We start from the raw sequence: 15,890 nt of genomic DNA, 5'->3' as shown, positions 1-15,890 counted from the left end.
GGCGTTGAAATGTTCCGCAAGCTGCTGGACGAAGGGCGCGCTGGTGAGAACGTCGGCGTACTGCTACGTGGCACCAAGCGTGATGACGTCGAGCGTGGCCAGGTTCTGGCCAAGCCGGGCACCATCAAGCCGCACACCAAGTTCGAAGGCGAAGTGTACGTCCTGAGCAAGGAAGAAGGCGGCCGTCATACTCCGTTCTTCAAAGGCTATCGCCCGCAGTTCTACTTCCGGACCACCGACGTGACCGGTAACTGTGAGCTGCCCGAAGGCGTTGAGATGGTTATGCCGGGTGACAACATCAAAATGGTTGTTACTCTGATTGCCCCGATCGCCATGGAAGACGGCCTGCGTTTCGCTATTCGTGAAGGTGGTCGTACCGTTGGCGCTGGTGTGGTTGCCAAGATCATCGAATAATACTTTCGATGTAGGAAGGGGCCCCTCGGGGCCCCTTTTTCTATTGCTGATCATTTATTGACACCCCCTGGACGCATCCGTACAATTGCGCCTCCTTTTACCGGGCGTATCTGCGTTTGGTAGGGATGGCTAATTGGAGTCTGAGGTCAAAATGCAAAACCAACAAATCCGTATTCGGTTGAAGGCTTTTGACCATCGCCTGATCGATCAATCAACCCAGGAAATCGTGGAAACCGCGAAACGTACTGGTGCTCAGGTGCGTGGTCCGATTCCACTGCCGACCCGCAAAGAGCGGTTCACTGTTCTGGTTTCTCCGCACGTCAACAAAGATGCGCGTGACCAGTACGAGATCCGTACTCATAAGCGTGTGCTGGATATCGTCCAGCCGACTGACAAAACAGTCGATGCGCTGATGAAGCTTGATCTTGCGGCTGGCGTGGAAGTGCAGATCAGCCTCGGCTAAAACCTGGAGTTTTAGTCGTGTAACGCTCTGAAATGGGCGGCCATAGCGGGTGAAAGCCCCGTACACTCAAGAGGTTACAACATGACTATTGGTGTAGTCGGTCGTAAATGCGGCATGACCCGCGTTTTCACCGAAGATGGTGTCTCTATTCCGGTTACGGTCATTGAGATCGAGCCGAATCGCGTCACTCAGTTCAAGAATGAAGAAAGCGATGGCTATCGCGCTGTGCAGGTAACTGTCGGCGAGCGTCGTGCGTCCCGTGTTACCAAGGCACAGGCTGGTCATTTCGCTAAAGCGAATGTGGCTGCTGGTCGCGGTGTCTGGGAATTCCGCCTTGATGGCGAGGAGTTCCAGGTTGGTGACCAGATCAACGCTGAAATCTTTCAGGCAGGACAGATGGTGGATGTCACCGGTCAGTCCAAGGGTAAAGGCTTTGCCGGTACCATCAAGCGCTGGAATTTCCGTGGTCAGGACAATACTCACGGTAACTCCGTATCCCACCGCGTCCCGGGCTCCATTGGCCAGTGCCAGACTCCAGGCCGTGTTTTCAAGGGCAAAAAGATGTCCGGGCACATGGGCGCCGAGCGCGTAACCGTGCAGTCCCTGGAAATCGTGCGTGTCGATGCCGAGCGTAACTTACTGCTGGTCAAGGGCGCAGTGCCTGGCGCCACCGGTGGTGACGTTGTAGTGCGTCCGGCCGCCAAGGCTCGCGGGTAAGGGGGAGTTCACATGCAATTGAATGTTAATGGCGCACAAGCCATCGAAGTCTCCGAGCAAACCTTTGGTGGTGAGTTCAACGAGACGCTGGTGCACCAGGCAGTCGTCGCCTACATGGCTGGCGGTCGTCAGGGTAGCAAGCAGCAGAAGACTCGCTCCGATGTATCCGGTGGCGGTAAGCGTCCCTGGCGCCAGAAGGGTACCGGTCGCGCACGTGCCGGTACTTCGCGTGGTCCGATCTGGCGTGGCGGTGGTGTCACGTTCGCAGCTCGCCCGCAGAACCATGAGCAAAAGCTCAACAAGAAGATGTATCGCGCCGCGCTGCGCTCCATCCTCTCCGAGCTGGTTCGCTCCGAGCGTCTGGTCGTTGTTGAGGATTTCGCGGTTGACAGCCCCAAGACCAAGCTGCTTGCCAACAAGCTGACTGGCATGGGCCTGAACGATGTTTTGATCGTCTCCGATGCTGTTGATCAGAACCTGTATCTGGCAGCTCGCAACCTGCCGCACGTCGATGTTCGTGATGTGCAAGGTTCGGATCCTGTCAGCCTGATCGCCTATGACAAGGTGTTGATCACCGTGTCGGCTGTGAAGAAATTCGAGGAGCTGCTGGGATGAACCAGGAACGCGTATTCAAAGTCCTGCTTGGTCCGCACGTCTCCGAGAAGGCAACCATGCTGGCTGACAGCAAGAGCCAGTTCGTTTTCAAGGTTGCTACTGATGCAACCAAGCTGGAAATCAAGAAGGCCGTCGAAAGCCTGTTCAACGTGAAAGTCGCGAAAGTCAGCACTCTGAATGTACAGGGTAAGACCAAGCGTACCGCTCGCGGTCTGGGCAAGCGCAACGACTGGAAGAAGGCGTATATCGCACTTCAGCCGGGCCAAGATCTCGATTTCTCCGGCAACGCTGAGTAAGGAAGGGGTGCATCATGGCAATCGTTAAATGCAAACCGACTTCCGCGGGCCGCCGTTTCGTGGTCAAGGTGGTCAATCAGGAGCTGCACAAAGGCGCTCCCTATGCTCCGCTGCTCGAGAAGAAGTCGAAGTCTGGCGGCCGTAACAATAACGGTCGTATCACTACCCGTCACATTGGTGGTGGTCACAAGCAGCACTATCGTCTGGTCGATTTTCGTCGCAACAAGGATGGCATTCCTGCCGTCGTTGAGCGTGTCGAGTACGATCCGAACCGTACTGCCCACATCGCGCTGTTGAAGTATGCAGACGGTGAGCGTCGTTACATTATCGCGCCAAAAGGCGTGAGCGCTGGCGACCAGCTGCTTTCGGGCGTCAACGCTCCGATCAAAGCTGGCAACAGCCTGCCGCTGCGTAACATTCCGCTTGGTTCTACCGTTCACGGTGTTGAGCTCAAGCCGGGTAAGGGTGCACAGATCGCTCGTTCTGCTGGTGCTTCGGCTCAGCTGGTAGCGCGTGAAGGTGCCTACGTAACCCTGCGTCTTCGCTCCGGCGAGATGCGTAAAGTATTGGCTGAATGCCGTGCAACGCTGGGCGAGGTCTCGAATTCCGAGCACAGCCTGCGTTCACTTGGTAAAGCTGGTGCCAAGCGCTGGCGTGGCGTTCGCCCAACCGTACGCGGTGTGGCAATGAACCCGGTCGATCACCCCCACGGTGGTGGTGAGGGTCGTACCTCCGGTGGTCGTCATCCGGTGTCGCCATGGGGCTTCCCAACTAAGGGCGCGAAGACTCGCTCTAACAAGCGCACCGATAACATGATCGTCCGTCGTCGCAAGTAACTAGAGGGATACGACAGTGCCGCGTTCTCTGAAAAAAGGTCCTTTTATCGATCTTCACCTATTGAAGAAGGTCGAAGTGGCGATGGAAAAGAATGATCGTAAGCCGGTTAAAACCTGGTCGCGCCGTTCTATGATCCTGCCGCAAATGGTCGGTCTGACCATCGCTGTGCATAACGGCCGTCAACATGTTCCAGTTCTAGTGAACGAAGACATGGTCGGTCACAAACTCGGCGAGTTCGCTGGTACCCGCACTTATCGCGGGCACGTAGCGGACAAGAAAGGCAAGCGCTAAGGGGTAAGGAAAGATGGAAGTAGCCGCTAAGTTGTCGGGCGCTCGCATCTCCGCCCAGAAAGCCCGCCTGGTCGCCGACCAGATCCGCGGGAAGAGGGTGGGCGAAGCGCTCAACCTGCTGGCTTTCAGCAGTAAGAAAGCCGCCGAGATCATGAAGAAAGTGCTGGAGTCGGCTGTAGCCAACGCCGAGCACAACGAAGGCGCTGACGTGGATGACCTGAAGGTTTCCACCGTCTTCGTCAACGAGGGGCGTTCGCTTAAGCGCATCATGCCGCGTGCCAAAGGCCGCGCTGATCGCATCGTCAAGCGGTCTTGCCATATCACTGTCAAGGTTGCGGACAAGTAACGGAGTCGATCAGATGGGTCAGAAAGTACATCCCACTGGCATACGCCTGGGAATCGTCAAGGAGCACACTTCCGTCTGGTATGCAGACGGTCGCACGTACGCCGATTATCTGCTTGCAGATCTGAATGTGCGTGAGTATCTCCAAGACAAATTAAAAAGCGCGTCCGTAAGCCGTATCGATATCCATCGTCCGGCTCAGACAGCCCGCATCACCATCCACACAGCTCGTCCCGGCATCGTGATCGGTAAGAAGGGTGAGGATGTTGAGAAGCTGCGTCAGGACCTGACCAAGAGAATGGGTGTGCCTGTGCACATCAACATCGAAGAAATCCGCAAGCCGGAACTCGATGCAATGCTGGTAGCACAGAACGTCGCTCAGCAGCTGGAGCGTCGTGTGATGTTCCGTCGCGCCATGAAGCGCGCGGTGCAGAACGCGATTCGTATTGGTGCCAAAGGCATCAAGATCCAGGTGAGCGGACGTCTGGGTGGGGCTGAAATCGCCCGTACGGAATGGTATCGGGAAGGTCGTGTGCCCTTGCACACCCTGCGTGCCGATATCGACTACAACACCTACGAAGCACACACCACTTACGGTGTGATTGGCGTCAAGGTCTGGATCTTCAAAGGCGAAGTAATTGGTGGTCGCCATGAAGAGCTCAAGCCGCAAGCGCCTGCTCCTCGTAAAAAAGCTACCAAGTAAGGAGTACGCCAAATGTTGCAACCTAAGCGTACAAAATTCCGCAAGCAGATGACTGGCCACAACCGCGGCTTGGCTCAGCGCGGTAGCAAAGTCAGCTTCGGCGAATTCGCTCTTAAGTCTGTTGCTCGTGGTCGTCTAACGGCGCGTCAGATTGAATCAGCTCGTCGTGCTTTGACTCGTCATGTAAAGCGTGGCGGCAAAATCTGGATCCGCGTTTTCCCCGATAAGCCTATTTCCAAGAAGCCTCTAGAAGTGCGGATGGGTAAAGGTAAGGGCAACGTTGAGTACTGGGTGGCCCAGATTCAGCCGGGCAAGGTGCTCTACGAGATCGAGGGTGTTTCCGAAGAGCTGGCGCGTGAGGCATTCGCCCTGGCCGCTGCAAAGCTGCCGCTCGCCACCTCCTTTGTTAAGCGGACGGTGATGTGATGAAAGCGAATGAGCTTCGTGAAAAATCCGCTCAGCAGCTGAACGAGCAATTGCTCGAGCTGCTGCGCGACCAGTTCAATCTGCGCATGCAGAAAGCAACTGGCCAGTTGGGGCAGTCTCACCTGCTCTCGCAAGTCAAGCGCGACATTGCTCGCGTCAAGACTGTGCTCAACCAGCAGGCAGGTAAGTAATCATGGCTGAAGTTGAAAAAACTGTCCGCACGCTGACTGGCCGCGTCGTCAGCGACAAGATGGACAAAAGCATCACCGTACTGATTGAGCGTCGCGTTAAGCACCCGATCTACGGTAAGTACGTTAAGCGTTCGACCAAACTGCACGCTCACGACGAAACCAACCAGTGCCGTATAGGCGATAAGGTCACTATCCGCGAGACTCGTCCGCTGGCTAAGACCAAGTGCTGGATGTTGGTTGATGTCGTTGAACGTGCCGTCGAAGTCTAAGGGCTAGGGGTCGGAGAAATTATATGATTCAGACTCAATCAATGCTCGATGTGGCTGACAACAGTGGCGCGCGTCGCGTCATGTGTATCAAGGTTCTCGGCGGTTCTCACCGTCGTTACGCCGGCATCGGTGACATCATCAAGGTTACCGTCAAAGAAGCGATTCCCCGTGGCAAGGTCAAGAAAGGCCAGGTAATGACTGCTGTTGTAGTCCGTACCCGTCATGGTGTTCGTCGTCCAGACGGCTCCATTATCCGCTTCGATGGCAACGCTGCTGTTCTGCTGAACAACAAGCAGGAGCCTATTGGCACCCGTATTTTCGGGCCAGTGACGCGTGAACTTCGCTCTGAGAAGTTCATGAAGATCGTCTCGCTCGCGCCTGAAGTGCTGTAAGGAGAAGCCGCATGCAAAAGATTCGTCGCAACGACGAGATCATCGTCATCGCCGGCAAGGACAAGGGCAAGCGCGGTAAGGTGCTCCGGGTTCTCGCTGACGACCGTCTGGTTGTCGGTGGCATCAACCTGGTAAAGCGCCATACCAAGCCGAACCCGATGTCCGGCGTTCAGGGCGGTATCGTCGAGAAAGAGGCACCTCTGCACGCCTCTAACGTCGCTATCTTCAACGGCGAAACCAACAAGGCTGACCGCGTTGGTTTTAAAGTAGAAGACGGCAAGAAAATTCGTGTCTTCAAGTCGACCCAAAAGCCGGTTGAAGCTTGAGACTGCTAGGTAGATAACCATGGCACGACTAAAAGAAGTTTATCGGAAGCAGATCGCTCCCAAGCTGAAAGAAGAGCTTCAGCTTGGCAACGTGATGGAAGTTCCGCGTATTACCAAGATCACCCTGAACATGGGTATCGGCGAAGCTATCGGTGATAAGAAGATCATCGATAATGCTGTTGCTGACCTGGAGAAGATCACCGGCCAAAAGGTCGTCGTGACTCACGCTCGCAAGTCCATCGCTGGCTTCAAGGTTCGCGAAGGCTGGCCGATCGGTGTCAAGGTGACGCTGCGCAGTGATCGTATGTACGAGTTCCTGGATCGTCTTCTCTCCATCTCCCTGCCGCGGGTGCGTGACTTCCGTGGCCTGAACGCCAAGTCGTTTGACGGTCGCGGCAACTACAGCATGGGCGTAAAAGAGCAGATCATCTTCCCGGAAATCGATTACGACAAAATCGATGCGCTGCGTGGTCTGGATATCACCCTGACTACTACTGCTCGGACGGATGAAGAAGGTCGCGCGTTGCTGCGCGCTTTCAACTTCCCGTTCCGCAACTGATTGGAGTAGGCACATGGCTAAGCAAAGCATGAAGAACCGTGAGCTGAAGCGTCAGCAAACGGTTGCCAAGTATGCGCAGAAGCGCGCTGCGCTGAAAGCAACCATCGCGAGTCCGGATTCAACTCCGGAGGCGCGTTGGGAGGCTCAAGTCGCACTGCAGAAGCAGCCTCGTGATGCGAGTGCTTCGCGTCTGCGCAACCGCTGCCGCCTTACTGGCCGTCCGCATGGTGTTTACCGCAAGTTTGGTCTTGCGCGTAACATGCTGCGCCAGGCCGCTATGCGTGGTGACGTACCGGGACTGGTTAAGGCCAGCTGGTAAGAAAGCTAGGTGCCCGGACTTTCGGGCGCCCTGTTTTAATCAAGCCCCTTCATGGGGCTTGATTCGTTTCTGGACTCTCTTTAGAATGTCCGGCTCGCCCGAGCCACGCGTTCATAGGTGTGCTCATTAGCAGGCGACACGAGCCCGAAAGGGCTTATTTTTTAGTATTAGGAGCTAAGAGCCCATGAGTATGCAGGACCCGTTAGCGGACATGCTAACTCGTATCCGTAATGCCCAGATGGCCGAAAAGTCCGTCGTAAGCATGCCGTCTTCCACTCTGAAGGTGGCTGTTGCCAATGTCCTTCAGGGCGAAGGCTATATCGCAGGATACAACGTCAGCAGCGACGCCAAGCCGCAGCTGTCTATCGAGCTTAAGTACTTCGAAGGCCGTCCAGTCATCGAAGAGCTCAAGCGTGTAAGCCGTCCTGGCCTTCGCCAGTACAAGTCCGTCGATCAGTTGCCGAAGGTTCGCGGCGGTCTGGGTGTTTCGATCGTATCCACCAATAAAGGTGTGATGACTGATCGGGCTGCTCGCGCTGCTGGCGTTGGCGGCGAAGTGCTCTGCACAGTGTTCTAAGGGGGGATAAGCATGTCTCGCGTTGCTAAGAACCCCGTCAAGCTGCCAGCTGGTGTTGAATTCAACATGTCCGGCCAGCAGCTTTCGGTAAAGGGTGCCAAGGGCGCTCTGGAACTGAATGTGCACTCGTCCGTGGAAGTTATTCACGAGGCCGGTGAGTTGCGTTTTGCTGCCCGCAATGGCGATCAGCAGAACCGTGCCATGGCCGGTACTACTCGTGCGCTGGTCAACAACATGGTGATCGGTGTTAGCCAAGGTTTTGAGCGCAAGCTCCAGTTGGTTGGTGTTGGTTACAAGGCACAAGCCAAAGGTCAAGTGCTGTCCCTGGCTCTCGGCTTCTCGCATCCGGTGGAATATGAACTGCCGCAAGGCGTTACCGCTGAGACCCCCAGCCAGACCGATATCCTGATCAAGGGTGTCGATAAGCAACTGGTCGGTCAGGTGGCTGCTGAAATCCGCGATTTCCGTCGTCCAGAACCTTATAAGGGCAAGGGCGTACGTTACTCGGACGAAGTGGTCCGTCGTAAAGAAGCTAAGAAGAAGTAGGGCATAGCAAATGAGCGTAAAGAAAGTTACTCGTCTGCGTCGCGCTCGCAAGGCACGCCTGAAGATGCGCGAGCTGGAAACCGTACGCCTTTGTGTGTACCGCTCTTCCCAGCACATCTACGCCCAGGTCCTTTCGGCCGACGGCGGCAAGGTCCTGGCCAGTGCCTCGACTCTCGACAAAGAACTGCGCGGCGGAGCCACTGGCAACGTCGACGCTGCCAAAAAAGTTGGTCAGCTGGTCGCTGAGCGCGCTAAGGCCGCAGGTGTCACCCAGGTGGCGTTCGACCGTTCTGGCTTCAAGTACCACGGTCGTGTTAAAGCACTGGCTGATGCTGCTCGTGAAGGCGGGCTGGAGTTCTAAGTTATGGCATATAACGAGCAAAAGCGCGACGAAGGCTACATTGAGAAGCTGGTTCAAGTTAACCGCGTCGCCAAGACTGTAAAGGGTGGTCGTATCTTCACTTTCACCGCGTTGACGGTTGTTGGTGATGGTAAAGGCCGTGTGGGCTTCGGTCGCGGTAAATCCCGCGAAGTGCCAGCTGCCATTCAGAAGGCTATGGAAGCGGCTCGCCGCAACATGATCCAGGTGGATCTGAACGGTACCACGCTGCAGTACGCAACCAAGGCAGCACATGGTGCGTCGAAGGTTTACATGCAGCCTGCCTCCGAAGGTACCGGCGTGATCGCTGGTGGTGCCATGCGCGCCATTCTCGAAGTCGCTGGCGTGCAGAACGTTCTGGCTAAGTGCTACGGCTCGACCAACCCGGTGAACGTGGTTCATGCCACTTTCAAGGGTTTGAAAGCGATGCAGTCGCCTGAGTCTATTGCTGCCAAGCGCGGCAAGAGCGTTGAGGAGATTTCCTGATCATGGCTAATACCGTCAAGGTCACGCTGATTAAAAGCGTCAGCGGTCGTATCCCTAATCACAAGCTTTGCGTCAAGGGCCTCGGTCTTCGTCGCATTGGTCATACCGTTGAGGTTCAGGACACTCCTGAAAACCGCGGGATGATCAACAAGGCTTATTACATGCTCCGTGTGGAGGGCTAAGCCATGCAACTGAACGATTTGCGTTCTGCGCCAGGTGCCCGTCGCGAAAAGCTGCGTCCGGGTCGCGGTATCGGTAGCGGACTTGGCAAGACCGGTGGCCGTGGTCACAAGGGTCAGACTTCCCGCTCTGGCGGCAAGATTGCTCCGGGTTTTGAAGGCGGCCAGCAGCCATTGCATCGCCGTCTGCCGAAGTTCGGCTTCGTCTCGCTGAAGGCTATGGACCGCGCTGAGGTTCGCACCTCTGAGCTGGCCAAAGTCGAGGGTGAAGTTGTGAGCCTGCAGAGCCTCAAGGATGCCGACATCATCAATCAGAACGTCCAGCGTGTGAAAGTCATGCTGTCGGGTGAGGTTGGTCGTGCGGTAACTCTGAAGGGTATCGCCGCAACCAAAGGTGCGCGTGCGGCTATCGAAGCAGCTGGCGGCAAGTTCGAGGAATAAATGGCTAAGCAAGGTGCTCTCTCCGCGCTGAGTAATGGCGGGCTTTCTGAACTCTGGGCTCGTCTGCGATTCCTGCTGATGGCGATCATCGTCTATCGGGTGGGGGCGCATATCCCGGTGCCGGGTATCAATCCCGATAGGTTGGCCGAGCTGTTCCGTCAGAACGAAGGGACCATTCTTAGCTTGTTCAACATGTTTTCCGGTGGCGCGCTGGAGCGCATGAGTATCTTTGCATTGGGGATCATGCCGTACATCTCGGCATCGATCATCATGCAGCTCATGACGGCAGTCAGTCCGCAGCTTGAGCAGTTGAAAAAGGAAGGCGAGGCCGGTCGCCGCAAGATCAGTCAGTACACGCGTTACGGCGCGCTAGTGCTGGCATTCGTGCAGGCGATTGGCATGTCGGTTGGGCTTGCTGGGCAAGGCGTCGCGTTCAGTACTGATTTCGGCTTCTACTTCGTGGCAATCACCACCTTCGTGGCTGGTGCAATGTTCATGATGTGGCTCGGCGAGCAGATCACTGAGCGGGGTGTCGGTAATGGGATCTCGATGTTGATCTTTGCCGGTATCGTTGCGGGTCTGCCTGGTGCGTTAGGGCAGTCTTTCGAGTCGGCACGTCAGGGTGATGTCAATATCATTGCATTGCTGGCGGTAGGTCTATTGGCTATAGCCATTATCGGGTTCGTGGTATTCATTGAGCGTGGTCAGCGGCGTATCGCCGTGCACTACGCCAAGCGTCAGCAGGGTCGTAAGGTCTTTGCTGCGCAGACTAGCCACTTGCCGTTGAAGGTGAACATGGCCGGGGTGATTCCCGCGATCTTCGCCAGCAGTATTCTGTTGTTTCCCGCATCGTTGGGGCAATGGTTTGGGCAGTCCGAGAATATGGGTTGGTTAGCTGACATCTCTCAGTCGATCGCCCCTGGTCAGCCGCTGAATATCTTGCTTTTCAGTGCTGGAATCATCTTCTTCTGCTTCTTCTATACGGCGTTGATGTTCAACCCGAAAGACGTGGCTGAAAATCTGAAGAAGTCCGGTGCGTTTATCCCTGGGATACGTCCTGGTGAGCAGTCCGCGCGCTATATCGATGGCGTACTGACTCGTTTGACCATGTTCGGTGCCCTGTACATGACGGCTGTATGCCTGCTTCCACAGTTTCTTGTGGTCGCGGCGAATGTGCCGTTCTACCTTGGCGGGACCTCGTTGCTGATTGTGGTCGTGGTTGTAATGGACTTCATGTCTCAAGTGCAGTCACATCTGATGTCCCACCAGTACGATTCCCTGATGAAAAAAGCCAACCTGAAGGGCTACGGCAGCGGAATGCTTCGCTGAAGTCGGCTCGTAAGGTTCTAGGAGTTGGTCATGAAAGTTCGTGCATCGGTTAAGAAGCTGTGCCGCAACTGCAAGATCGTTCGTCGCGAAGGCGTCGTCCGAGTGATCTGCAGCGCAGAACCGCGACACAAACAGCGCCAAGGCTGATTGTGAGCTAAGGCTCGAGCCCGGCAGCTAGTGCGCTGTCGGGTTGATTATTTGTTATTACAGCGTTAGTATCTCGCGCCCTTTTCTTGGCTTCCGGGGCGTTGGGTAGCTGTCAATTGGAGTTTCACTGAATGGCCCGTATTGCAGGCGTAAACATTCCGGATAACAAGCACACTGTTATCTCGCTGACCTACATCTATGGTGTTGGTCGCACTCGTGCACAGACAATCTGTGCCGCTACCGGTGTGAACCCGGCAGCGAAAATCAAGGATCTTTCAGACGAGCAGGTTGAACTGCTTCGTGGCGAAGTGGGCAAGTTCATCGTTGAAGGTGACCTGCGTCGCGAAGTCAACATGAAGATCAAGCGCTTGATGGACCTGGGTTGCTATCGCGGCCTGCGTCATCGTCGTGGTCTGCCGGTTCGCGGTCAGCGTACCAAGACCAACGCTCGCACCCGTAAGGGTCCGCGTAAGCCGATCCGCAAGTAATCGCATTAGCGCATCGACAGGAATCTAATCATGGCAAAACCTGCTGCTCGTCCTCGTAAAAAAGTAAAAAAGACGGTGGTTGATGGCATCGCCCATATCCACGCTTCTTTCAACAACACCATCATCACTATCACTGACCGTCAGGGCAATGCGTTGTCCTGGGCGACATCTGGTGGGTCTGGCTTCCGCGGTTCGCGTAAGAGCACCCCGTTCGCTGCCCAGGTGGCTGCTGAACGTGCTGGTCAAGCAGCACTGGAGTATGGCCTCAAGAACCTGGACGTGAACGTCAAGGGTCCAGGTCCAGGTCGTGAATCTGCCGTTCGTGCATTGAATGGTTGTGGTTATAAAATCGCCAGCATCACCGACGTGACGCCGATCCCGCATAACGGGTGCCGTCCGCCGAAGAAGCGCCGCGTGTAATCAGGAGACAGTGAGAAATGGCTCGTTATATTGGTCCCAAGTGCAAACTGTCTCGTCGTGAAGGCACCGATCTCTTTTTGAAGAGTGGTGCGCGCGCGCTCGAATCAAAGTGCAACATCGAAACCCCACCGGGTGTTCACGGTCAGCGTCGTGGTCGTTTGTCCGACTACGGTACTCAGCTGCGTGAGAAGCAGAAAGTCCGCCGTATCTATGGCGTGCTTGAGCGTCAGTTCAGCGGTTATTACAAGGAAGCTGCCAGCCGTAAGGGCGCTACCGGCGAAAACCTTCTGCAACTGCTCGAGTGCCGTCTGGATAACGTCGTGTATCGCATGGGCTTTGGCTCTACTCGTGCCGAATCGCGTCAGCTGGTCTCGCACAAGTCGATCAGCGTGAATGGTCAGACTGTGAACGTTCCGTCGTACCAGGTTAAAGCTGGTGACGTGGTAGCCGTTCGTGAGAAGTGCCGCAACCAGCTGCGTATCGCCCAAGCCCTTGAACTGTGCGTACAGCGCGGTCGCGTTGAATGGGTCGAAGTAGATGCCGACAAGAAATCTGGTGTTTTCAAGAATGTTCCGGCTCGCAGTGATCTGTCTGCCGACATCAACGAAAACCTGATTGTCGAGCTCTACTCCAAGTAAGGGCTAGAAAATAGGTGTATCCATGCAGATTTCGGTAAATGAGTTCCTGACCCCCCGCCATATCGATGTGCAGGTGGTCAGTCCGACCCGTGCCAAGATCACGCTCGAGCCACTCGAGCGCGGTTTTGGCCATACCCTGGGCAACGCGCTGCGTCGTATTCTGTTGTCCTCCATGCCCGGCTGCGCTGTGGTCGAGGCTGAGATCGACGGTGTGCTCCACGAGTACAGCGCCATCGAGGGCGTGCAGGAAGATGTCATCGAAATCCTGCTGAACCTCAAAGGTATCGCCATCAAGCTGCACGGCCGTGATGAAGTGACCTTGAGCCTGGTGAAAAAAGGGGCGGGCGCTGTTACCGCTGCCGATATCCAGCTGGATCACGATGTCGAAATCGTCAATGGCGATCACCTGATCGCCAACCTGGCGGCTAATGGCTCGATCAACATGAAGCTAAAGGTCGCTCGCGGCCGTGGCTACGAACCGGCTGACGCACGTCAGAGCGATGAAGATGAGAGCCGTAGCATTGGCCGTCTTCAGCTCGACGCGACTTTCAGTCCGGTCCGTCGTGTCGCTTATGTTGTCGAAAACGCTCGTGTTGAGCAGCGTACCAACTTGGACAAGCTGGTCATCGACCTGGAAACCAACGGAACCCTGGATCCTGAAGAAGCGATCCGTCGTGCCGCGACCATTCTGCAACAGCAGCTGGCCGCGTTCGTCGACCTCAAGGGTGACAGCGAGCCAGTGGTGGTCGAGCAAGAAGACGAGATCGATCCGATCCTGTTGCGTCCAGTTGATGACTTGGAACTGACCGTACGTTCGGCAAACTGCCTCAAGGCGGAGAACATCTACTATATCGGTGACCTGATTCAGCGCACCGAGGTAGAACTGTTGAAGACGCCGAACTTGGGCAAGAAATCTCTGACTGAAATCAAAGATGTTCTGGCTTCTCGTGGTCTGTCCCTCGGAATGCGCCTCGACAATTGGCCGCCGGCTAGTCTCAAGAAGGACGATAAGGCTACGGCCTGATCGCCCATAGTCACCGAACTGATCGTTTGGTAAGGAATTTCAATCATGCGTCATCGTAAAAGTGGCCGTCACCTCAGCCGCACAAGCGCTCACCGCAAGGCCATGTTCCAGAACATGGCGGTGTCGTTGTTCGAGCACGAGTTGATCAAAACTACCCTGCCCAAGGCGAAAGAGCTGCGTCGTGTTGCTGAGCCGCTGATCACTCTTGCTAAGGAAGATAGCGTCGCCAATCGTCGCCTTGCTTTTGACCGTACCCGTTCGAAAGCTATCGTTGGCAAGCTGTTCAATGATCTTGGCCCGCGTTATGCCACCCGTCAGGGCGGTTACCTGCGTATCCTCAAGTGCGGTTTCCGTGCAGGTGACAACGCACCTATGGCGTACGTAGAGCTGGTGGACCGTCCGGTTACCGGTGAAGTGGAAGCCGCAGAGTAAGCTTTAATGCTTGCTTGAAAGAACCGGGCATAGCCCGGTTTTTTTTATGACCTGTTTTTAGTCTCAGCCTATTGGGCGACTTCGTTTAATGAATTAGATCTAAATCGCCGTCTCGCTAGAATCTTCTCCAAGCCAGCATGGCAGTCAATGGAGAAAGAGCATGAACGAGAAAGTCACTCTCACAACAGCGTCCGGCGCGCCGGTTTCTGATAATCAAAATTCCCGTTCTGCTGGGGTGCGCGGTCCGCTTTTACTGGACGATTTTCATCTGGTGGAGAAGCTTGCCCACTTCAATCGTGAAGTTATCCCAGAGCGTCGCGTTCATGCTAAGGGCTCAGGCGCGCATGGGACTCTGACCATCACTGCCGACATCACTCAGTACACCTCAGCCAGATTGTTTGAAGCCGTTGGTAGGCAGACCCCACTCTTCCTGCGCTTTTCGACGGTTGGGGGTGAGCGGGGATCAGCTGATACCGAGCGTGACCCCCGTGGCTTTGCAGTGAAGTTCTATACGGAGGAGGGTAACTGGGACATCGTCGGGAACAATACCCCGGTTTTCTTTATTCGGGATCCGCTCAAGTTCCCGGACTTCATACATACGCAGAAGCGCGATCCCTGGACCAACTTGAAAAGCCCGCAGATGATGTGGGATTTCTGGTCGCACTCTCCGGAAGCGCTGCATCAGATAACCGTACTTTTCTCAGATCGCGGCATACCTGATGGCTACCGTTTCATGCATGGATTCGGGAGCCACACCTTCAGTCTGATAAATGCAGAAGGCATACGCAGCTGGGTGAAATTCCACTTCAAAAGTCTGCAGGGCATCAAGAACTTAGTTCCTGCAGAAGCGGCGCGCTTGGCCGGTGTCGACCCTGACTATGCCCAGCGGGATCTTTTCAGCGCGATCGATCGCGGTGACTATCCTAGATGGCGCATGTGTATCCAGGTTATGAGCGAAGCCCAGGCCTCGGCTCGTGCTGAGAACCCCTTTGATGTGACGAAGACCTGGTCGCAGAAAGAGTTCCCACTGATTGAAGTCGGTGTGCTGGAGCTTAACCGTAACCCGAAGAACTATTTTGCCGAAGTCGAGCAGGCGGCTTTTGCACCCAGCAACCTGGTACCAGGTATCGGGCTTTCGCCGGATCGCATGTTGCAGGGCAGAGTGTTCGCTTACGCAGATGCGCACCGTTATCGCATAGGTACCAATCATCAGCAGTTGCCGGTTAATGCACCGCGTTGCCCCTATCAGAACTACCAGCGCGATGGTGCGATGCGGTTCGATGGCAATGGCGGGTCAGCACCCAACTACGAACCGAACAGCTACTCGGATTCGCCGAAGCAAGCTGCGCAGTACGCAGAGCCCGCATCGGCATTGAGCGGTTCAGCAGCCCGTTATGACCATCGTGCCGATGGAGACTATTTCAGCCATGCGGGTGCTCTTTTCCGATTGATGAGCATAGAGCAGCAAGCGCTGCTGATTGACAACATTGTGGGTGCGATGAAGCCCGTTACCCGCGAAGTGCAGCTTCGCCAGCTTGCCTATTTCATCAAGGCTGATCTAGCGTACGGTACAGGTATAGCGGCGGGACTGGGGATCGATCCCTGCGAAGTGGCGTAGCAAGAAAATGCCGGGTTTCGTACCC

The 15,890-nt window shown here is 55.6% G+C and carries 30 protein-coding genes; all 30 read left to right on the top strand.

Translation table 11 applies throughout. The annotated features are described in order from the left end of the window. Positions 1 to 414: EF-Tu C-terminal domain-related protein (locus EA797_RS14250; protein ID WP_341866922.1), on the top strand; the 414-nt coding region annotated here is incomplete at its 5' end. Between the two features lie 151 nt (positions 415 to 565). Continuing rightward, positions 566 to 877: a 30S ribosomal protein S10 gene (rpsJ, locus tag EA797_RS14245; RefSeq protein WP_003186070.1), complete on the top strand. Its 312-nt coding sequence runs from the start codon at positions 566 to 568 to the stop codon at positions 875 to 877. Between the two features lie 81 nt (positions 878 to 958). Continuing rightward, positions 959 to 1,594 carry a 50S ribosomal protein L3 gene (rplC, locus tag EA797_RS14240; protein ID WP_045160596.1) on the top strand — a complete coding sequence of 212 codons (636 nt, stop codon included), beginning with the start codon at positions 959 to 961 and terminating at the stop codon, positions 1,592 to 1,594. Between the two features lie 12 nt (positions 1,595 to 1,606). After that, on the top strand, positions 1,607 to 2,209 hold the full coding sequence (gene rplD, locus EA797_RS14235; RefSeq protein WP_019339977.1) for a 50S ribosomal protein L4: 603 nt from the start codon (positions 1,607 to 1,609) through the stop codon (positions 2,207 to 2,209). Further along, on the top strand, positions 2,206 to 2,505 hold the full coding sequence (gene rplW, locus EA797_RS14230; protein WP_021209378.1) for a 50S ribosomal protein L23: 300 nt from the start codon (positions 2,206 to 2,208) through the stop codon (positions 2,503 to 2,505). The genes rplD and rplW overlap by 4 nt, the downstream gene beginning before the upstream one ends. Positions 2,506 to 2,519: 14 nt before the next feature. Further along, a complete protein-coding gene (gene rplB, locus EA797_RS14225) occupies positions 2,520 to 3,341 on the top strand; it encodes a 50S ribosomal protein L2 (protein ID WP_122166182.1) in 822 nt (273 codons plus the stop codon). Positions 3,342 to 3,357: 16 nt separating this feature from the next. After that, entirely contained in the window at positions 3,358 to 3,633 is a 276-nt protein-coding gene (gene rpsS, locus EA797_RS14220) for a 30S ribosomal protein S19 (protein ID WP_019339974.1), read from the top strand. 13 nt (positions 3,634 to 3,646) lie between these two features. Then, positions 3,647 to 3,979: a 50S ribosomal protein L22 gene (gene rplV, locus EA797_RS14215; RefSeq protein WP_007924194.1), complete on the top strand. Its 333-nt coding sequence runs from the start codon at positions 3,647 to 3,649 to the stop codon at positions 3,977 to 3,979. Positions 3,980 to 3,992: 13 nt separating this feature from the next. Further along, a complete protein-coding gene (gene rpsC, locus EA797_RS14210) occupies positions 3,993 to 4,679 on the top strand; it encodes a 30S ribosomal protein S3 (protein ID WP_122166180.1) in 687 nt (228 codons plus the stop codon). A gap of 12 nt (positions 4,680 to 4,691) precedes the next feature. Continuing rightward, positions 4,692 to 5,105 (top strand): 50S ribosomal protein L16, encoded by a 414-nt coding sequence (gene rplP, locus EA797_RS14205; RefSeq protein ID WP_003176421.1) that lies wholly within the window; start codon positions 4,692 to 4,694, stop codon positions 5,103 to 5,105. Then, positions 5,105 to 5,296 carry a 50S ribosomal protein L29 gene (rpmC, locus tag EA797_RS14200; protein WP_003289209.1) on the top strand — a complete coding sequence of 64 codons (192 nt, stop codon included), beginning with the start codon at positions 5,105 to 5,107 and terminating at the stop codon, positions 5,294 to 5,296. Before rplP ends, rpmC begins: the two co-directional genes overlap by 1 nt. Before the next feature lie 2 nt (positions 5,297 to 5,298). Then, positions 5,299 to 5,565 (top strand): 30S ribosomal protein S17, encoded by a 267-nt coding sequence (gene rpsQ, locus EA797_RS14195; RefSeq protein ID WP_029404618.1) that lies wholly within the window; start codon positions 5,299 to 5,301, stop codon positions 5,563 to 5,565. 23 nt (positions 5,566 to 5,588) lie between these two features. Then, positions 5,589 to 5,957, top strand: coding sequence for a 50S ribosomal protein L14 (gene rplN, locus EA797_RS14190; RefSeq protein WP_003289207.1), 369 nt, complete (start codon positions 5,589 to 5,591; stop codon positions 5,955 to 5,957). An 11-nt stretch (positions 5,958 to 5,968) separates the two neighbouring features. After that, positions 5,969 to 6,283 carry a 50S ribosomal protein L24 gene (gene rplX, locus EA797_RS14185; RefSeq protein ID WP_019339971.1) on the top strand — a complete coding sequence of 105 codons (315 nt, stop codon included), beginning with the start codon at positions 5,969 to 5,971 and terminating at the stop codon, positions 6,281 to 6,283. A 19-nt stretch (positions 6,284 to 6,302) separates the two neighbouring features. Beyond that, positions 6,303 to 6,842, top strand: coding sequence for a 50S ribosomal protein L5 (gene rplE / locus EA797_RS14180; protein WP_019339970.1), 540 nt, complete (start codon positions 6,303 to 6,305; stop codon positions 6,840 to 6,842). 13 nt (positions 6,843 to 6,855) lie between these two features. Next, positions 6,856 to 7,161, top strand: a complete 306-nt coding sequence (gene rpsN / locus EA797_RS14175) for a 30S ribosomal protein S14 (protein ID WP_122166178.1) — start codon at positions 6,856 to 6,858, stop codon at positions 7,159 to 7,161. A gap of 184 nt (positions 7,162 to 7,345) precedes the next feature. Continuing rightward, on the top strand, positions 7,346 to 7,738 hold the full coding sequence (rpsH, locus tag EA797_RS14170; RefSeq protein ID WP_003281824.1) for a 30S ribosomal protein S8: 393 nt from the start codon (positions 7,346 to 7,348) through the stop codon (positions 7,736 to 7,738). Positions 7,739 to 7,750: 12 nt separating this feature from the next. Further along, complete coding sequence (gene rplF, locus EA797_RS14165) at positions 7,751 to 8,284, top strand: 50S ribosomal protein L6 (protein ID WP_019339968.1); 534 nt, start codon at positions 7,751 to 7,753, stop codon at positions 8,282 to 8,284. Between the two features lie 10 nt (positions 8,285 to 8,294). Further along, a complete protein-coding gene (gene rplR, locus EA797_RS14160) occupies positions 8,295 to 8,645 on the top strand; it encodes a 50S ribosomal protein L18 (protein WP_019339967.1) in 351 nt (116 codons plus the stop codon). Positions 8,646 to 8,648: 3 nt separating this feature from the next. Beyond that, entirely contained in the window at positions 8,649 to 9,149 is a 501-nt protein-coding gene (rpsE, locus tag EA797_RS14155) for a 30S ribosomal protein S5 (protein ID WP_019339966.1), read from the top strand. Positions 9,150 to 9,151: 2 nt separating this feature from the next. Continuing rightward, positions 9,152 to 9,331 (top strand): 50S ribosomal protein L30, encoded by a 180-nt coding sequence (gene rpmD, locus EA797_RS14150; RefSeq protein WP_003281818.1) that lies wholly within the window; start codon positions 9,152 to 9,154, stop codon positions 9,329 to 9,331. A gap of 3 nt (positions 9,332 to 9,334) precedes the next feature. Next, a complete protein-coding gene (rplO, locus tag EA797_RS14145) occupies positions 9,335 to 9,769 on the top strand; it encodes a 50S ribosomal protein L15 (RefSeq protein WP_122166176.1) in 435 nt (144 codons plus the stop codon). Next, entirely contained in the window at positions 9,770 to 11,098 is a 1,329-nt protein-coding gene (secY, locus tag EA797_RS14140) for a preprotein translocase subunit SecY (RefSeq protein WP_122166175.1), read from the top strand. Positions 11,099 to 11,128: 30 nt separating this feature from the next. Next, on the top strand, positions 11,129 to 11,245 hold the full coding sequence (rpmJ, locus tag EA797_RS14135; RefSeq protein WP_014854209.1) for a 50S ribosomal protein L36: 117 nt from the start codon (positions 11,129 to 11,131) through the stop codon (positions 11,243 to 11,245). 131 nt (positions 11,246 to 11,376) lie between these two features. Next, entirely contained in the window at positions 11,377 to 11,733 is a 357-nt protein-coding gene (gene rpsM, locus EA797_RS14130; protein ID WP_045430560.1) for a 30S ribosomal protein S13, read from the top strand. Positions 11,734 to 11,763: 30 nt separating this feature from the next. Beyond that, on the top strand, positions 11,764 to 12,153 hold the full coding sequence (gene rpsK / locus EA797_RS14125; protein WP_014854207.1) for a 30S ribosomal protein S11: 390 nt from the start codon (positions 11,764 to 11,766) through the stop codon (positions 12,151 to 12,153). Between the two features lie 17 nt (positions 12,154 to 12,170). Continuing rightward, positions 12,171 to 12,791 (top strand): 30S ribosomal protein S4, encoded by a 621-nt coding sequence (gene rpsD, locus EA797_RS14120; protein ID WP_102838124.1) that lies wholly within the window; start codon positions 12,171 to 12,173, stop codon positions 12,789 to 12,791. A gap of 22 nt (positions 12,792 to 12,813) precedes the next feature. Next, entirely contained in the window at positions 12,814 to 13,815 is a 1,002-nt protein-coding gene (locus EA797_RS14115) for a DNA-directed RNA polymerase subunit alpha (RefSeq protein WP_019339960.1), read from the top strand. A gap of 45 nt (positions 13,816 to 13,860) precedes the next feature. After that, positions 13,861 to 14,247 carry a 50S ribosomal protein L17 gene (rplQ, locus tag EA797_RS14110; RefSeq protein WP_019339959.1) on the top strand — a complete coding sequence of 129 codons (387 nt, stop codon included), beginning with the start codon at positions 13,861 to 13,863 and terminating at the stop codon, positions 14,245 to 14,247. Between the two features lie 160 nt (positions 14,248 to 14,407). Then, a complete protein-coding gene (locus EA797_RS14105) occupies positions 14,408 to 15,865 on the top strand; it encodes a catalase (RefSeq protein ID WP_122166173.1) in 1,458 nt (485 codons plus the stop codon). The last annotated feature ends 25 nt before the right edge of the window (positions 15,866 to 15,890 follow it).

This window comes from Stutzerimonas zhaodongensis, assembly GCF_003696365.1.
GTDB classification, from domain to species: Bacteria; Pseudomonadota; Gammaproteobacteria; order Pseudomonadales; family Pseudomonadaceae; genus Stutzerimonas; species Stutzerimonas zhaodongensis.
This window is presented reverse-complemented; position numbering and strand designations above follow the sequence as displayed.

Bases quoted from the DNA above. Each gene is read 5' to 3' on its own strand.
- rplX (WP_019339971.1), top strand. From the start codon at position 5,969: ATGCAAAAGATTCGTCGCAACGACGAGATCATCGTCATCGCCGGCAAG.
- rpsQ (WP_029404618.1), top strand. From the start codon at position 5,299: ATGGCTGAAGTTGAAAAAACTGTCCGCACGCTGACTGGCCGCGTCGTC.
- rpmJ (WP_014854209.1), top strand. From the start codon at position 11,129: ATGAAAGTTCGTGCATCGGTTAAGAAGCTGTGCCGCAACTGCAAGATC.
- rpsM (WP_045430560.1), top strand. From the start codon at position 11,377: ATGGCCCGTATTGCAGGCGTAAACATTCCGGATAACAAGCACACTGTT.
- rplO (WP_122166176.1), top strand. From the start codon at position 9,335: ATGCAACTGAACGATTTGCGTTCTGCGCCAGGTGCCCGTCGCGAAAAG.
- rpsD (WP_102838124.1), top strand. From the start codon at position 12,171: ATGGCTCGTTATATTGGTCCCAAGTGCAAACTGTCTCGTCGTGAAGGC.
- rplF (WP_019339968.1), top strand. From the start codon at position 7,751: ATGTCTCGCGTTGCTAAGAACCCCGTCAAGCTGCCAGCTGGTGTTGAA.
- rpsH (WP_003281824.1), top strand. From the start codon at position 7,346: ATGAGTATGCAGGACCCGTTAGCGGACATGCTAACTCGTATCCGTAAT.
- rpsK (WP_014854207.1), top strand. From the start codon at position 11,764: ATGGCAAAACCTGCTGCTCGTCCTCGTAAAAAAGTAAAAAAGACGGTG.
- rplV (WP_007924194.1), top strand. From the start codon at position 3,647: ATGGAAGTAGCCGCTAAGTTGTCGGGCGCTCGCATCTCCGCCCAGAAA.
- rpsC (WP_122166180.1), top strand. From the start codon at position 3,993: ATGGGTCAGAAAGTACATCCCACTGGCATACGCCTGGGAATCGTCAAG.
- rpmD (WP_003281818.1), top strand. From the start codon at position 9,152: ATGGCTAATACCGTCAAGGTCACGCTGATTAAAAGCGTCAGCGGTCGT.
- rpsE (WP_019339966.1), top strand. From the start codon at position 8,649: ATGGCATATAACGAGCAAAAGCGCGACGAAGGCTACATTGAGAAGCTG.
- rplD (WP_019339977.1), top strand. From the start codon at position 1,607: ATGCAATTGAATGTTAATGGCGCACAAGCCATCGAAGTCTCCGAGCAA.
- rplP (WP_003176421.1), top strand. From the start codon at position 4,692: ATGTTGCAACCTAAGCGTACAAAATTCCGCAAGCAGATGACTGGCCAC.
- EA797_RS14115 (WP_019339960.1), top strand. From the start codon at position 12,814: ATGCAGATTTCGGTAAATGAGTTCCTGACCCCCCGCCATATCGATGTG.
- rplR (WP_019339967.1), top strand. From the start codon at position 8,295: ATGAGCGTAAAGAAAGTTACTCGTCTGCGTCGCGCTCGCAAGGCACGC.
- rplN (WP_003289207.1), top strand. From the start codon at position 5,589: ATGATTCAGACTCAATCAATGCTCGATGTGGCTGACAACAGTGGCGCG.
- rplQ (WP_019339959.1), top strand. From the start codon at position 13,861: ATGCGTCATCGTAAAAGTGGCCGTCACCTCAGCCGCACAAGCGCTCAC.
- rplB (WP_122166182.1), top strand. From the start codon at position 2,520: ATGGCAATCGTTAAATGCAAACCGACTTCCGCGGGCCGCCGTTTCGTG.
- rpmC (WP_003289209.1), top strand. From the start codon at position 5,105: ATGAAAGCGAATGAGCTTCGTGAAAAATCCGCTCAGCAGCTGAACGAG.
- secY (WP_122166175.1), top strand. From the start codon at position 9,770: ATGGCTAAGCAAGGTGCTCTCTCCGCGCTGAGTAATGGCGGGCTTTCT.
- rplW (WP_021209378.1), top strand. From the start codon at position 2,206: ATGAACCAGGAACGCGTATTCAAAGTCCTGCTTGGTCCGCACGTCTCC.
- rplC (WP_045160596.1), top strand. From the start codon at position 959: ATGACTATTGGTGTAGTCGGTCGTAAATGCGGCATGACCCGCGTTTTC.
- rplE (WP_019339970.1), top strand. From the start codon at position 6,303: ATGGCACGACTAAAAGAAGTTTATCGGAAGCAGATCGCTCCCAAGCTG.
- rpsJ (WP_003186070.1), top strand. From the start codon at position 566: ATGCAAAACCAACAAATCCGTATTCGGTTGAAGGCTTTTGACCATCGC.
- rpsN (WP_122166178.1), top strand. From the start codon at position 6,856: ATGGCTAAGCAAAGCATGAAGAACCGTGAGCTGAAGCGTCAGCAAACG.
- EA797_RS14105 (WP_122166173.1), top strand. From the start codon at position 14,408: ATGAACGAGAAAGTCACTCTCACAACAGCGTCCGGCGCGCCGGTTTCT.